Raw genomic sequence first — 15,333 nt, 5'->3', positions numbered from 1 at the left:
CGCTCGTTGGATCTCTACTTAGAAATCGCAGGATAGCTCCATGCCACGTACGTTCGGCCCCCAGTTTCAAGATGATGGATCGGTTTGCTTCACAGTGCATGCCCCGGCGTGCGACCGATTGTCGCTGCAAATCGAGGGGGAAGATGCCCAAGAGATTCCCATGAGTCAGAAAGAGCCTGGCGTATTCACGGTGTCGGTAAATGTCCCGGCGGGAACCAAGTATTGGTTTCGTGTGCCGGACGGTAATCCCCGCCCCGACCCCGCGAGTCGCTTTCAGCCGGAGGGTGTTCATCGACCGTCCGAACTGATCGATCCGCGAACGTATGTTTGGGGTGACCATTCCTGGAAGGGCATTCCGAAAGCGGCGATGGTGGTATACGAGCTGCACATAGGAACCTTTACCAAGGAAGGAACCTACACGGCCGCGATCGATCGGCTGGACGAACTGGTCGAGCTGGGCGTGACGGCCGTCGAGCTGATGCCGGTAGCGGAGTCGGCCGGTCGATGGAACTGGGGCTACGACGGCACCGATTTTTTTGCGCCACGCAACTCGTTTGGTTCGCCGGACGAATTACGCCATCTAATCGATGTGGCCCATCAAAAAGGCTTGGCGATGATTCTCGATGTGGTCTACAACCACTTCGGTGCGGAAGGGAACTATCTGCATCCATTTGGCGGCTACGTTTCGCCCATCCATCAAACCGTGTGGGGTGATGCGCCTAACTTCGATGGTGATGGCAGCGAGATGATGCGCGAGTATATCGTGGCCAATGCGAAGTACTGGATCGAAGAGTTTCACTTCGATGGACTCCGACTCGATGCAACACACTGTATTCTTGATAACTCCCCGCGGCACATCGTGGGGGAAATTGGTGACGCGTTCGCAGCGATGCAAACGAAACTCGGCCGCGAACTGCATTTGATTGCAGAGAGTAACATCTACGACGCGGAACTGCTCACCTCGCTCGATGCGGGTGGGTACGGCTTCGATGCGATCTGGTGCGACGACTTCCTGCACGCAGTCGCGGCGGAGATTCAACCTGAGCAGCATATGTCGGATCGACGTTACCAAGCCGGCGAAGACATCGATGCCACGCTCCGTCGCGGCTACGTCTTTCGCGGCACCATCGGTGGCAAGCGACGACGGATTCCGCTGGAGGAAGACAGCACGCCAGCCGATTTGTCGTCGCTGATCTTCTCGATACAAAATCATGACTTCGTGGGCAATCATCCCGAGGGCTTGCGAATGCATCAGATCACTTCGCACGAGGCTCAGCGAGCGGCCGCCGCGTTGATGTTGATGCTGCCATCAATTCCGATGCTATTCATGGGAGAAGAGTTCGCGGCAGATAACCCGTTCTATTTCTTCGCCGACTTCGGTGACTCGCATTTGAGAAAAGCTGTTGAGCAAGGTCGTCGTCGCGAACATCCGCAGCATGACTGGTCGCAGGTTGTCTCTTGCTTGTCGCCGGCTGCGTTTCGGAAGTCAAAGATTGGCCCGCGAGCGGAAGGCAACCAGGAAACGTGGAACTGGTATCGTGACCTGTTGAGCTTACGCAAACGGTGGCAACACGCAGGGCTTTTAAAGGGAGAGAATCTGACTGCCGGATGGGATCAACTTTGGCGGACGGGCTTGGTGACCTATCGGAACGATTCGCAGTCGTGCTTTGCAGTCGTACGCCTCCATCCCCAAAACGAAGCCGCGGAAGCTTCCACCGTTTCCTTTGAGGGGGACATTTTGTTGGAGCAAGGCTGCCAGTCACTCGGTAGCGGACAATACGTACTGAACGAATATGCGGTGCTGATCGGTGAAGGAACGGTCCGTTTCGAGAAACCGTAGGGCAAGAAAAAAAGAAAGCCAAAGACGATTTGCTTTGGCTTTCTTCCGGGGGACGATGCCCTTGATCACGTTTGTGGAGCCGCTTCGTTCAACCTTAGTAGCTGAACTCGCTCAACGTTTCGTTCAACTGAGCAGCCAGAGTCGACATGCGATTGCCGATCGAACCGGTGCGACCAGCGTCGGATAGCGTTCGGCTGGCGACGTCGTCGACCTGAGCAATACTGCGACTCACCTCCGAGCTCGCTTCGGACGATTGGTCGAGGCTATGCGAGACCGACTTCACGCCGTGTGAAACGTTTTGCAGTTGTTCGGAGATGCTCTGAGCGACGGTGCGTTGTTCTTCCACCGCAGCTGCGATCGTCATCGAGATCTGGTGAACCTGTTTCACGACGTTGTCGACATCGGAGATCGTTTCGACCGCGGTGCTGGCCGAAGTTTGAATGCCTGCGATTCGCGAACGAATATCGTCCGTGGCCTCGGCCGTTTGGCGAGCCAACGCTTTCACTTCCGTGGCGACCACCGCGAAACCGCGACCTGCTTCACCAGCTCGCGAGGCTTCGATGGTTGCGTTCAAGGCCAACAGGTTGGTCTGTTCGGCGATGTCTTGAATCACTTCGGTCACGCGGCCGATTTCGGCGGCGGCTTGACTCAAGAGTTCCATCTTCTCGTGGCTGGCACTGACCGTGGTCGAGGCAGCGTTGGCGATGGTCGAAGATTGCTCGGTATTGTTGGCGATCTCTGAGATGCTGCGCGACATTTCATCGACGGCATGCGAGACCATGTCGAAGCTGTTGTTCATGTCGTGGGTTGTTTGCTGGATGTTGGTGATCGAGACCGACATCTCTTCAGCGGCCGCAGCAACCGACGAACTTCGTAACGAGGCCTCCTCGGCACCCTTGGTTAGGCTGCTCGAGGTGTCATCGAGTTCGCTCGAGGATTGAACCAAGACTTCCGAGTCCTGAGCAATTCGGCTGACGACCCCCTGGATCTTCTCAACAAAGTGATTGAAGGACTTCGCCAGGCGGCCGAATTCATCACGGCGATTCATCACCAAACGCTGCGTTAAGTCACCGCCGCTGGCAGCGATGCCATCGAGCATCCGAATCGTTTGGTTCAGCGGAGCGATAATCGATCGAGATAGAATCGTACCGAACACCACGGTCAAAGTGATGGCAATTCCACCAATAATAAGGAAGCTGCTCACCGAACTGCTAGCGTTGCGACGCACTTCGTCGGCGGTTGCAACCACGGCTTCACGGCTGGCAGTTGCCTTCTGTTCGCTTTCGTTGATCAGCTCCTTCTTACGAGCGATCTCGGCCAGAGCTGTTTCGATATCGAGTTGAAGATGCTCTTTGGCGCCATCCAGCGGCTCGCGGAACGACTCAAACTCGGCCAACGCGTCCTTGGAAAGCTTATTAAGCTGCATTGGATCGATGTCGTTTCCTGGGGCGGAAAGCTCGACGATCTTGCGTGTCGTTGCCTTCCACGACTCAAAGCGGCTCAAGGAATCGTTCAGGTGGGCCATCGCCTCTTCGCTGAAGATTCCGTTCTTAGAGATATCGCAACGCTCTTTCACCTGAGCGAGGTTCTGTTCGTGCGACTCAACAAGCTTGTCGTACAACTCTTTAGTCGTTGTGCCGGTTAAGGCTAGGCTGCGGGCTTCCATTTCGGCAACCAGCACCTGGTAAGCATCGCGGTCAGCATCCAGCATAAGCACGATGCTGCCTTGCATTTGCTGCGTGCGGACGAGGTCGTCATTCAAGAACGGCAGAATCTCGTCTTGTAACAGCGGCGTGATTTGCTGGTCGATGAGGACGAGGAAGTTGTCGTCGACAATTTCATTCAGGCTCGAAACTTGTTCCGAGAGGGTGTACCAGCCAATCGAAATCAACAGAACGAGCGATAAGCAGCCGATTGCAACTAGACCGCTGATTTTGCCCTTCGTAGTAAGCATGAGATTCTCCTGCCCCAGGTGTGCTTCTCGCAGCACATTTCCATTCCCATCACTAATTTCAGGCCTGCACCATTTGCAACCTGTCAATGCAAAACAGTAGGTCACGGATGCAGTGCAGATAACGTGAAATCGTATAAAAGAACGCACAGTACCCAGGGGGTATCCGCCCTGGGGAGGGGCGATTCGGGCCGCAAGTGGTGGTTGAATAGCCCTGGTGGGGAGTGCTTGCCCTAAGACGGGTGAGGCGAATCGTTATATCCAACCGGGGGGCAAAACAAGAAAGTTTCTCTAGATGGCATAACAAAAACCTATGGTGTGCGGAAACCGCGTTCTAGCCAAAAACCGGGTGAAAATGCATTGAGGTGCTACCTATGTCGCGTCGAATCACACAAAGCCGGACAACGGATGGATCGGCAAATGCAAATGATCTGACAACTTTCGATGGGGCAGTTTCTCATGACACGATGGATCGTGATCGGAGCCGTAGTTCTTGTTTGTGCCGTTGGTGCGGTTCGTGCCGATTTTGAAATCCCTGAGGTTAGTGAGCCTCCGCTCCCTATGCGGTTACCCACCGAACCCGGAATTACCGCCCAGCAGGCCGCCGATCTCCAAGCTCAGATCGACGAATTGAAGCGAGAACTGGCTCGCGAAAAGTTCCAATCGACCGTGCCGGTGAGTGCTGGGGCAGATATTGCTCCCGATTTGAACCAAGATGTCGACTCGCTCCTAAAGTGGAAGGCTTCCGTCGAGAAGGCCGATGCCACAGCCGCCGCCAAGGCCGCACTGAAACCTTCGGTGAATCTTGGTGGACGATTCTTCCTCGACTCGGCTGTCTTCAGCCAGAACCAGCAAAGCCACGATCAAGTGGGCGACGCTGAGAACGCCATCAAGCTGCGGACTTGCTGGGTTGAGCTGAAAGGCAACGTCCTGGAGAACACCTCGTACCGATTGTGGTTCGACCTTTCCAGCCAAGTGAGCTTGCTGGACGTCTATCTCGACTTTGGCGAGCTTCCTTACGTGCAGAATGTGCGGATCGGTCACTTTTTCGAGCCGTTCTCGATGCAGCAGCTCACGCCGAACAAGTATCTTACGTTCATGGAACGCTCCAGCCCATTCCTGCTCGGTCGTGACTTGGGTGTGATGGCCCATTCCGACAACGCCGATGCGAACTGGACCTACGGTGTGGGGCTGTTCGTGTCTGAGCAAAGCAACAAGCCACCGTTCTACCAGAGCGATGAAGACTCGTCCGCGATCACTGGACGCGTGACTTACCTACCTTGGTACGACGAAGCGAGTGACGGACGTGGTTTGATTCACCTCGGTATGGGCTACAGCTGGCGACACCTGGGGGATCAGAAACTTCGCTTCCGTAATCGTCCTGACGCGGCGTTGGCTCCGTACATCGTCGATACAGGTAATTTCGCGGCTACCAGCTACAGCCTGGGTGGCCTGGAAGCGGCTTATGCTTACGGTTCGTTCATCCTGCAGTCCGAATACCACTTCGTCTCGGCTGACACGAATGATTTCGGGTCGGAATCGTTCGATCACTACTACATTCAGGCCAGCTATGTCCTAACCGGCGAGAACCGAGCCTACAATCGCCGCTCTGGTTCGTTCTCGAATCGAATCGTCCCCTACGAAAACTTCTTCCGAGTCCGTACCCAAGATGGTTGCATCGGCAACGGTCGTGGGGCGTGGGAAGTTGCTTACCGTTATGCTCACGACGATCTCAACAGCGACAACATCTCGGGTGGCCGTGACTACCGACACTTGGTCGGCTTGAACTGGTACCTCAGTCCCTTCACGCGAGCCATGTTCGAGTACAACTACTCCAACACGGACGACACCGTCGCCTCCAACGGCATTCTGCATGTGTTCCAAATGCGTATGCAGTTCGACTTCTAAGTCGAAGTGATTGGTTGGCTAGAAAGGTTTATTCGAGAGATACAAGAAGCCCAGGAAGGGAATCAAACATGCGTCCTCAAAATATGATCGTTGTCTTGGCTGTCGCGGTGGCCAGTTTCGCGGGACAAGTCCAAAGTCAGGAACCTGTCAACGTGCCGCCGGTACCTAGTGTCGCCGCACCAAGTTCCACCGTGCCGCAGGCCGCTCAGATGCCGCACGTCATTTACGGCGAGCCCAGCTGCTGTGCTCGCTGTGCAACGGCTTGCCAATGCCAGAAGCATACCCGCATCGTGTGCGAAATGAAGAAGGTTAAGAAGACCAGCTGGACGACTGAATGCGAAGACGTTTGCAGCTTGCTACCAAGCTCGATGCTGCCTGATTCGTTGTTCGGCATCTCGCTTTTTGGTCACAAGAAGCTAGGCTGTGGCGAAGTCGGCTGTGCCGATTGTGCCCAAGGTTGCTGCGACAAAGCACCCATCGCCGGTCATTGTCGGACTCGCAAGGTGCTAGTGCAAAAGACAACGACCATCGAAGTCCCGGTCTACAAGTGCGTGGTCGAATACTGTTGCCAAGGCTGTGGCTCGGCGATTGATGCCGCGCCTGAGGCACCTGCTCAGCAAGCTGCCTTGCCCGATGCCAACGTGCATCGCATGGCAGGTTTGCCTCGCGATCGTAGCGGCTATGGAGAATAGCTCGCTCTTGTTTCAGATAACTCTCTCCGCGGATCAAGCCTGCCTTTGTGCAGGCTTGATCGATTAAGGGGCGACGTTAGCTTTCGCCGTAGCCCATTTCGTCGCGGAACATCGATGGATCGTTCACGTGACGAATAATCTGAACGTTTTGCGATTCGTAGTACGACGGGGTTGCCTGGTAATAGCGATACTCGACACGCGGGGCGTGATAGTGCGGACGGTAAGCACGTCGTCCGAAGAGACCAGCTTCCGCGGAAGATACAAATACAGTTCCAAGTACCGCGGCAAACGCCAACGAAGCAATCATACGGGTCATGATACAGAAGCCTCCAGATGGAAAGGCATTCACCTAAGTGAATAGTGGGAGTAGGAGCAAAAATCGTGTCTCTGTAAGCCATCCTAGTTGGACGCGATCACGATTCAATTGCCCGCATTTCCGACGTCGGTATCCCACTTGCCAATTGGGCGCAAAGTGGACGTGGACGCGCAAAAAAGAGAAGCCCGCTGGCTAGGGAATTGCTGAAACACACACATGTCCTAAGGTGGGATTGTAGCGTGTGTGCCGAATAAGATCCCTCAGATGGTTTCCGCAGGCAGGTCGAGAGAGACCACGAAATCCAGGGATGGCGAAAAAGAAAATCTTGGGAATTCCGTCCCGCATGGCCCTCGGCTGAGGGCCATTTTGCGAGAGAGAGGCATGCCGATTAGATAAGACTGGCGTGTTCGCCAAGACGTTCGGCATCACGTAGCTGCATGCCGTGCAGTACTTCACAGGCGTGGTCGTAAGACCGATAGATAAAGGGATCGACAAGTGCTCCTCGTTCCTGGCGTGCCGTGTCTTCCGGCAGTTGACCAGGCGTTACTTGAGCAATCGTCAACGAGTCATTCACTTCGATGATCGCAAAACGAGCCATGATAAAGATCCTCGCTGGTTAGAACTGAAAATTCATTCTTCCAATGCCCAGCGTTCATTTCACCGCCTCGAACGTTGTGACACAGGTCGCTTGCCAAGTGCGACGCATGTTCTTCATTTCCGCAATGTCGCGAAAGGGAGCCCATTTGTAAATGGGAAAAATTTCACAAAGTCGTGGTTTCTTCTAATCTAAATGAACGTGGTCAAAACGTGATCGAATCTCGCGCGAAACGATACGTTAGGCTAGGTTGTGCTCACTGCGCTGGCAAACAACTTTGTCCATCGATTGACTAGAGTTTTGCAAAATTAACACAAATCGAGTTGTGTTAATTCGGGGTGAATCGCAGCTAAGTTGGCCTCCCAAACGCTGCGCAACACGGGCCACCATGGCCAGTCCTAAACCGGTTCCAGCGACTCCCCGACGACGTGCTTCCTGGCTGCGATAGAAAGGCTCGAAGATCCGGTGTCGATCCTCGATGGCAATGGTCGAGCCTGCGTTGGCGACCGAAATCTCCGTTCGATTTTCGTGCGATTTAAAAGCAACTTCGATTGGACTGCCTGGCGGGCTGAACTTGGCAGCATTGTCGATGAAATTATCGAGCACCACCTGCAGCAAACTGGGGGAAGTTGCCAGCATCGCCTCCGGGGAAACGGACCAGTGAATGTCACCGGCTCGCTCGTGTTCCGACCACCGTAGGGCGTATTCCTCCAGCCAATCGGCAAGAGGCAATTGCTGCCAATCGCTAGGATGCTCGTGGTCGTCGCGGGCCAACATTAACAGTGAGTCGATGATTCGTTGTAGCTGGAACGTCTGCTCGCTTAACGTGTGCAAGATCTCTTGGTATTGCTCAGGATTGCGCGGCCGCAGCATGGCCACGTCGATTTGGCCTCGCAAAACCGTCAGCGGTGTCTTCAGCTGGTGAGCGGCGTCTCCGGCGAATGCTTGCTGGCGGCGGAACGACGTCTCTAGCCGATCAAGCAGTCCGTTGAAGGCTGCGGCCATGTCGGCTAGTTCGTCCCTCTCTGAACTGATCGGTAGTCGCGAGGAGAAGTCATTGAACTTGGTGCTGCGTGCTTGCTGTGCCATCGTGACGACCGGTAGTAATGCCCGGCGACAAAACGCTCGCCCCAGCAATGCCGCCACACACCAAAACACAATCGGCAAGACGACCGCCAAGATTCCTAGGCGGTAAAGGTCCGCACTCAGCTGATCGGCGGGTTGCGCCACCGTCACCAAGATCCGTTCAAACTCATCCGATTCCCGCTCGTCCTGCGGTATGGGATCGGTGGCGATAAGTTGCTTTTGCAGATAGCGCCATTGACCTTGTTGCGAAATATCGAACGATCCGGCGTGCGGTTTCGCGGCCAGCTCGAGGAGCAGTTCATCGCTCGCGTCGGTCGCAATCAAGTTATCCGAGCGATCGATCACTTGGCGACTTCCATCCACTAGAATCCAGCGGATTTCGTTTTGCTCGTGCTCGTCCCCCAGTTCGATCGTGTGCTCGTTCGGTTGCCACTTGATGCTATCCTCTTCCGCTTCGAGACCAGCCGAAAGAATGTTCAGCGAGGACCGAAGGTGCGCATCGAATTCGGCCAGCATGTGATGCCGAATGAAGAGCGACATCGTTAGCGAAAAACCAATCAGGCAAACCGCTAATGCCACCAGGAAGAAGGTCGAGACTCGATTGACAAGGGTCATATTACGCTTCGGTATCTTCCAAAAGGTAACCTCGATTACGGCGGGTATGGATCACGCGATGCCCGAACTGCTCTAGCTTTCGCCGGAGTTCCTTAATGTGGACCTCGATCGTATTGGACAATCCGTCAAACGTGTCACCCCATACGGTGTCGAAGATCCGCGTGCGAGTGAGAATCTTGCCGGGGTTTTGCAGGAACAAACATAGCAGCGAGAACTCTTTGGCGGTCAAATCCAAGCTAGAGCCATCGCGCGATGCCTTCTGGCTTCCGAGGTCAGCACGAATATCACGATAGCTAAGGACGAGGCTCGATTGCTGTTCGGGGCGTCGCAGCAACGCACGAACGCGCGCTGTTAGTTCGGCGAATGCGAACGGCTTGGCCAAGTAGTCATCCGCTCCGGCATCAAGCCCTTCCACGCGATGGGCGACCGCATCCCGTGCGGTCAGAAACAAAACGGGCGTCGAGCGATCAATCCCCCTGAATTTGCGTAAGACCTCGATACCGTCTTCTCCTGGCAGCCACCAATCGAGCAGGATCAGATCCCACTGGCCATTTTGCAGCATGTCCCATGCCTCTGGGCCGTCTATGGCTCGCTCGACGGCATAGCCTTCCTCTTGCAAACCTCGAAAAAGAAAGTCAGCAATTTGGGGCTCGTCTTCAACAATTAATATTCGGTTACTCACGGTTGGATTACCGATCTACGGGGATTAAATGGCCACTAATAGGTGTGAGGAATTCGCAGGGGCGTATGCTGAATTCTAGAAGGGGATCCGTAAACAAAAGTCCTGAATCTAAATTCGTCTTTATATTCGCAGAGCTTTCAATTCAAATAGATATCGAAACAGGGCGAAACGCCCAACATGAAGAAGATCTCATCTTTGCCTCATCTGTATCTTATCCCCGCTGCATAGAAATAGAGCGAAAAGACTCCGATGGTCAGTCTGTCTGACGATACGCTACGAGGATGCGCCCATGATTGCTCCCAATCCCTTTTCTCCATTGTTCGACCTCACGCAACTTGGAAACTACCTGTCTGGCGAACCACACCAGTTCGATCTAATTGCTCGTGGGGCGATGCCAAATCGCTCACGAGGGCTCACCTGGAGTTGGAATCATTCGCTAAGGAAATCAGAACCCGCATTTGTGCCAGTGAATATTCAGTTCGGCGCCGTAAGTTGGACGGTTGTGCTTTACCAAACCGAACAAGAGCTGGTTCGGCGATGGAACGAATTCGATCGTCGCGAAGCTTTGCCCGGGCAGGGGGTTGTCTTCGGGCTTTCGACTGAGTTCCAAGGACACCTGCCAGCATTGGTCCGCCGCGAGACGTTGGGCGAGCTATTAGTGCTGTGTTACTTGCCAGGGTGTCCGGCGACCGTACGAAGATTCCTCGCGGCCGATCTGCCTGCCGAGGAGTTGGGCTGGTCGCAGATTGAAGTAGTGCCTTGTTCTGCCAACTTACCGCAGCACGCCGAGCAAACGGAGGTCCGGGAGCAGTCTTGGCTCATTTTCTGGCCGCATTGCCTCGCAGCGGATCAGATTCAGCAATATGCCGAGCTCCCGCGAATGATGTAGCCTGCGGGAAGATAGCTTCCGGCGGCCATGGCTTGTTGCTTGAGACTTCTTCGCTTAGGCGAGGCCCAACAACTTCATTTCGGCCTTGCCTTCGTTCATGTCGATTCGTTCGGGGCGACCCTTATGGCGGTAGATCAGCTTCGTATGATCGATACCCAAGATCCGTAGAATCGACGCATGCAGGTCGTGGACGTGCATCTCGTTCTCAACGGCTCGCAAGCCAAGTTCGTCTGTGGAACCAATCGTACGGCCTCCTGGGACACCTCCACCGGCCATCCACATGGTGAACCCCGTTGGGTTGTGATCTCGACCGTTTCCTTGCTCCGACATCGGGGTACGACCAAACTCGCCACCCCAAATCACCAAGGTGTCATCCCAAAGCCCACGCCGTTTAAGATCTTTCAGCAGGCCTGCGATCGGTTTGTCGACCGCTTTGCACAGCTTGCCGTGGTTGCCTTCGATATTGCTGTGGGCATCCCAGCCGCTGCCGGCTCCGCTGTAGAGTTGAACGAAGCGGACACCGTTCTCGACCAGGCGGCGAGCCATCAAGCAATTGCTGCCGAAGACGTTGGTCTCTTTCTGGTCGATGCCGTAGAGCTGCTTAGTCTCCTCGGTTTCGGTGCTGAGGTCGACGATCTCCGGTGCTGCCGATTGCATGCGGAACGCCAGTTCGTACGACTTGATGCGAGCTTCCAGGTCGGAGTCGTCGTTCCGCATTTCGCTGTGGCGATGATCGATCTGGCTTAGCAAGTCGAGCTTTGCCTTCTGGCGATCGGGAGTGATATGACTTGGTGGGTTCAAATTCAAAATCGGATCCGCCCCGGGTTTAAACTGAACTCCCTGGTAAGCAGCCGGCATGAAACCGCTACCCCAGTTTCGTGGACCGTTGACCACCTGACGGTTGCTATCAGTTAGCACGACAAACGCGGGCATATCTTGGTTTTCTGTCCCTAATCCGTACGTCGCCCACGCACCGAGCGAAGGACGTCCGCCAATCACGTGGCCGGTGTTCATCTGGCAGACACCTGACGAATGATTGATACCATCGGAAACGCACGAGCGAATCACACATAGGTCGTCGGCACACGTCGCGATCTCGTTGAACCATTCCGAGACCCACAAGCCACTCTCGCCATGCTGCTTCCAAACCCGCGGACACTCCATCAGCGGCGCGTCGTTCTCGCCCATGGCGAGAATAACTTTGCCGAAGCTTTCCGGCAATTTCTTACCGGCCAGCTTGTTCAACAGAGGCTTGGGATCGAACAGGTCGATGTGGCTGGGACCACCTTCCATGAACAGAAAGATGACATTCTTCGCTTTCGCCGGGAAGTGTGTGACCTTGGGCGCGCGAGGATCGACATCGTCGGTCGCAGCCGTGTCGGCTTGGGCCTTTTCGCCCATTAATGCAGCCAACGCGAGTGCTCCGAATCCGCCGCCTGACTTGGCCAGGAATTCACGCCGCGACGTGGGAACTTCGATGTGAGGTCGGTTATTCATATCGATCTCTCTGCAGGGAAGGGGATGTGCGGTTAGTCGACGAATTGGAATTCGCTGGAGTTCAACAAGACATGGCAGAAGTCGCCGATCGCCACCAATACCGGACTCAGGCCGCCACTCTTCGAGCGTAACGAAAGGGCCAGTGGATGTTCGTCCTCGACATCAGAAAGGGGGCCTTCGGGATCGGAACGCACAAATCGCCACATGCCGATCGTGTCGTCGGTGACCAGATTATTGGGATCATTGATCATGATCTTGGCGGGATCGAGAATCGCACTGCGAGTGAGGCGGACGTCGTCGATCAGTCCATCCCAATTGTGCGGCGAACTGGAGTCTCGGCCACCCACGGTGAATCGAAGCGAATCGTCACCACAATCCCCCAGGATCGAGTGCTTCACCACGGCGGTTTCAAGTTCTGATTCGTCGTACGACATGTCCCGAGCATAGAACGTCGCCGTCCCAGCATCGAAGTCGACAGCGGCCGCCACGTAGTACGGTTTGTCGGACGGAATCCGAAGGTTGGACGCCACTACTTCGTACTTCACCTCGCCACTCTTGTCCTTGCCGATCAATTGCAGGATGAGGTTTCGTGGGCGATAGGCCGACTTCTCGCTGGTGATGCCGAAGTTCCAGCCAGCGGTCGAGTTCGATCCGTTCCAGCGAGCCGCGATTGTGCGGACCGAAGCATCCGGAAACAACTTTCGAGGAAAGACAATCGCCTCGATCGTAAAGTTATGCGAAGGAAGGGGCTCGGTCTCAGGCAGTGTCAGCAGTTCGTTCCGCGTCGCATCACTGATGTTGAATGCCGTGCTCCATCGCTGCATCTGAGGTTCATCCACGAGTGCGGTCGAAGGCAGGTCATGCTGCTTCGCCTTGGCCAGGTCTTGGTTGTACGCGATTTGCTCTTCGAGGAAGGAAACCGAAGCATCCAACTCGGACTGGCTAGGATCACGGCCAAAACTTTCCTGGAAGCTCGCTCGCACCATCTCGGTGTAATCGCTGCCATACTCGCGATTCAAGCGTTTGGCCATCGCTTCGGCTCGCTTCAACGTCCAATCGCCATTGAACATTAACAGCGACTGCGTGGCGGTGGTGGTCGCATTGCGACGAGCCACGCTGGCAAAGCCGTTTGGAGCATCGAAACTATCGAGCAACGCATCGGGGGAGTTTCGCATCTTCTTGGTGAACACGCTTCGGGAAGCGCTGTTGCTGGAAGAAGCAGGACCGCTGCTCTTGTCGTCCAGTTCTCCGCTGACGGCCAGCATCGCATCGCGAATCTGTTCCGCTTCCAAGCGGTGCGCCGGGTATCGCCACAGCAGGCGATTCTTCGGATCGACCAACTTAGCCTGTTGTGGGACTTCGATCCGCGACGATTGACGGTAGGTGGCGGACAGCAGAATCGCTTTGTGCAGCGGCTTAAAGTGCCAACCACTATCAATGAACTCGCTCGTCAGCCAGTCGAGCAGTTGCGGATGGCTCGGGGGATCTCCCAGACGGCCGAAGTCGCTTGCGTTCGACGAAAGTCCTGTGCCAAAGTGATACTGCCACACACGGTTAACAATCACTCGTGGGGTCAGGGGGTTGTCGTCTTGCGAAAGCCACTTGGCCAAGGCTGCACGGCGACCACTGGTCTCTTCTGCCGCAACGGAGGAAGAGTCAATCGATGCTTCCTCCGGGTCGAGAATCGTGAGAAAGCCTGGCTTGATCTCCCGATTGCTGCGATCGTCCGGAATCGTCGTCGGAGGAATCTTGCCCGCGGCATCGCCGGCAACGCTTGCCATCGGATAAGGCGTTGGTTTGGTTTTCAAGAAGGCTTGCAGTTCTTTCTTCAAGTCTTCCCACTTCTGGCGATCTTCTTTGGGGATGCCGTTTTGAAGGCGGCTGTATTCAAACTTCACCTGATCGTAGACGAGGTAGCGAATCTGATTATCGTACGTGGTTCGCTCCTCCTCCGGCTTCCAGTACATTTCCTGGACCTCGGTGGGGAACATGGTGACAGCTTTCAGTTCGCGGCTTTTGCGGGCCGGGGCTTCAATCGCTTCAATCTTGGCGAGCAGCTCTTGATGCTTCGCTTCCCACTTCGCCAGTTCGGCTTCGTACTTCTTGACTTCGGAATCATCGACGAGCGGCACGTCATCTTTCCAGACCATTGGTTTGAAGAAGGCCTGTAGACGATAGTAGTCGTCCCGAAGGATGGGATCGTACTTGTGGTTGTGGCAATGAGCACACGCGATCCCCATGCCCAGGAAGACATCACCGACAGTGTCGGTCAGTTCGTCTGAGATGAGTACTTGTTGTCCTTCGGCGTCGCGGCTGTTGTATTCGTACACGCCACCACGAAGAAAGTGTGTGGCAACCAGAGCGTCGGGATCACTCGGAGCGATTTCGTCCCCGGCCAACTGTTCTTGCATGAATCGCTTGTACGATTTGTCTTCGTTCAGGCTTTGAATCACGTAGTCGCGATAACGCCAGGCATTCGGGCGATAGGCATCCTGGCGGTAGCCGTCGGAATCGGCGTAACGCACTAAGTCGAGCCAATGCGTGGCCCATCGCTCGCCGTAACGCGGATCGGCTAAGACCTGATCGACCAGCTGCTCGTAGGCGTTTTCATCTTGGCTCGCCTCAAAAGCGGCAATCTCTTCAGGGGTTGGGGGCACGCCCAGCATGTCGAAGTAGAGTCGCCGAATCAAATCGCGAGCTTCCGCCGGCGGGGCCGCAGTTAGCTGCTGCGAATTCAGCTTGGCCAGGATGAAATGATCGATTGGGTTATGGGCAACTGCCGTTTCGTCGACGGGTGGGACTTCGGGACGCGTGACAGGTTGAAACGCCCACCAGGCACGGTCCTCAGCAGTGAATAGATCATCCTCGCGAACGTCGCCGGCATGCTCTGGCCAATACGCACCACTGGCAACCCACGTTTCCAAAATCGCAATCTGGTCTTCCGGGAGCTGCCCTTTCGGCGGCATCTCGTAACTCTCATACTTTACCGCAGCGATCAGTTCGCTTTCGTCCGGTTTGCCCGGCTCGACGATCGGTCCGCTGGTTCCCCCTTTGAAGAAGTGCTGGCGACGATCGAGACGCAGGTCGGCCTTTTGCTCTTTCGGTCCGTGACACTCAAAGCAATGCTGCGCGAGTAGAGGACGAACCTTAGTTTCAAAGTAGTTCGCCGCTTCTTTCTCATCACCCAGCAAGATCGCCGGGATCATCCCGACAATGGTCAAGGCAGCGGCAAATGTGATCGTTCGAAGGTAGGTCGTCATGA

General features: G+C 55.3%; 11 protein-coding genes. 4 read left to right on the top strand and 7 right to left on the bottom strand.

Annotated features, from left to right (window positions below):
• The first annotated feature begins 40 nt into the window (after positions 1 to 40).
• Entirely contained in the window at positions 41 to 1,840 is a 1,800-nt protein-coding gene (gene treZ, locus C5Y83_RS10740; RefSeq protein WP_105329657.1) for a malto-oligosyltrehalose trehalohydrolase, read from the top strand.
• A gap of 94 nt (positions 1,841 to 1,934) precedes the next feature.
• Here the strand turns inward: treZ and C5Y83_RS10735 are convergent, their stop codons facing one another.
• Positions 1,935 to 3,794, bottom strand: coding sequence for a methyl-accepting chemotaxis protein (locus C5Y83_RS10735; protein ID WP_105329656.1), 1,860 nt, complete (start codon positions 3,792 to 3,794; stop codon positions 1,935 to 1,937).
• Positions 3,795 to 4,250: 456 nt separating this feature from the next.
• Between C5Y83_RS10735 and C5Y83_RS10730 the strand changes: the two genes are divergently transcribed.
• Together C5Y83_RS10730 and C5Y83_RS10725 are read left to right on the top strand one after the other, a co-directional pair.
• Entirely contained in the window at positions 4,251 to 5,699 is a 1,449-nt protein-coding gene (locus C5Y83_RS10730) for an OprO/OprP family phosphate-selective porin (protein WP_158262321.1), read from the top strand.
• Positions 5,700 to 5,767: 68 nt separating this feature from the next.
• Positions 5,768 to 6,391: a hypothetical protein gene (locus C5Y83_RS10725; RefSeq protein ID WP_105329654.1), complete on the top strand. Its 624-nt coding sequence runs from the start codon at positions 5,768 to 5,770 to the stop codon at positions 6,389 to 6,391.
• A 76-nt stretch (positions 6,392 to 6,467) separates the two neighbouring features.
• On the opposite strand, the gene C5Y83_RS10720 is transcribed toward C5Y83_RS10725, so the two are convergent.
• The 4 genes from C5Y83_RS10720 to C5Y83_RS10705 all read right to left on the bottom strand — a co-directional run bounded on the left by C5Y83_RS10720 (position 6,468) and on the right by C5Y83_RS10705 (position 9,685).
• Positions 6,468 to 6,707 (bottom strand): hypothetical protein, encoded by a 240-nt coding sequence (locus tag C5Y83_RS10720; RefSeq protein WP_105329653.1) that lies wholly within the window; start codon positions 6,705 to 6,707, stop codon positions 6,468 to 6,470.
• A gap of 388 nt (positions 6,708 to 7,095) precedes the next feature.
• Entirely contained in the window at positions 7,096 to 7,305 is a 210-nt protein-coding gene (locus tag C5Y83_RS10715; RefSeq protein ID WP_105329652.1) for a hypothetical protein, read from the bottom strand.
• Positions 7,306 to 7,542: 237 nt separating this feature from the next.
• The gene (locus tag C5Y83_RS10710; RefSeq protein WP_105329651.1) at positions 7,543 to 9,003 is read right to left on the bottom strand and encodes an ATP-binding protein; all 1,461 of its coding nucleotides are present in this window, start codon (positions 9,001 to 9,003) and stop codon (positions 7,543 to 7,545) included.
• A gap of 1 nt (position 9,004) precedes the next feature.
• A complete protein-coding gene (locus C5Y83_RS10705; RefSeq protein ID WP_105329650.1) occupies positions 9,005 to 9,685 on the bottom strand; it encodes a response regulator transcription factor in 681 nt (226 codons plus the stop codon).
• 289 nt (positions 9,686 to 9,974) lie between these two features.
• Between C5Y83_RS10705 and C5Y83_RS10700 the strand changes: the two genes are divergently transcribed.
• Positions 9,975 to 10,574, top strand: coding sequence for a hypothetical protein (locus C5Y83_RS10700; protein ID WP_105329649.1), 600 nt, complete (start codon positions 9,975 to 9,977; stop codon positions 10,572 to 10,574).
• Positions 10,575 to 10,628: 54 nt separating this feature from the next.
• On the opposite strand, the gene C5Y83_RS10695 is transcribed toward C5Y83_RS10700, so the two are convergent.
• Both C5Y83_RS10695 and C5Y83_RS10690 read right to left on the bottom strand, forming a co-directional pair.
• Positions 10,629 to 12,071: a DUF1501 domain-containing protein gene (locus C5Y83_RS10695; RefSeq protein ID WP_105329648.1), complete on the bottom strand. Its 1,443-nt coding sequence runs from the start codon at positions 12,069 to 12,071 to the stop codon at positions 10,629 to 10,631.
• Between the two features lie 32 nt (positions 12,072 to 12,103).
• Positions 12,104 to 15,331 (bottom strand): DUF1553 domain-containing protein, encoded by a 3,228-nt coding sequence (locus C5Y83_RS10690; RefSeq protein ID WP_105329647.1) that lies wholly within the window; start codon positions 15,329 to 15,331, stop codon positions 12,104 to 12,106.
• Between the last annotated feature and the right edge of the window lie 2 nt (positions 15,332 to 15,333).

The organism is Blastopirellula marina (genome assembly GCF_002967765.1).
Lineage (GTDB): Bacteria > Planctomycetota > Planctomycetia > Pirellulales > Pirellulaceae > Bremerella > Bremerella marina_A.
The sequence above is the reverse complement of the archived record's forward strand: the minus strand, read 5'-3'. Positions and strand labels throughout refer to the sequence as shown.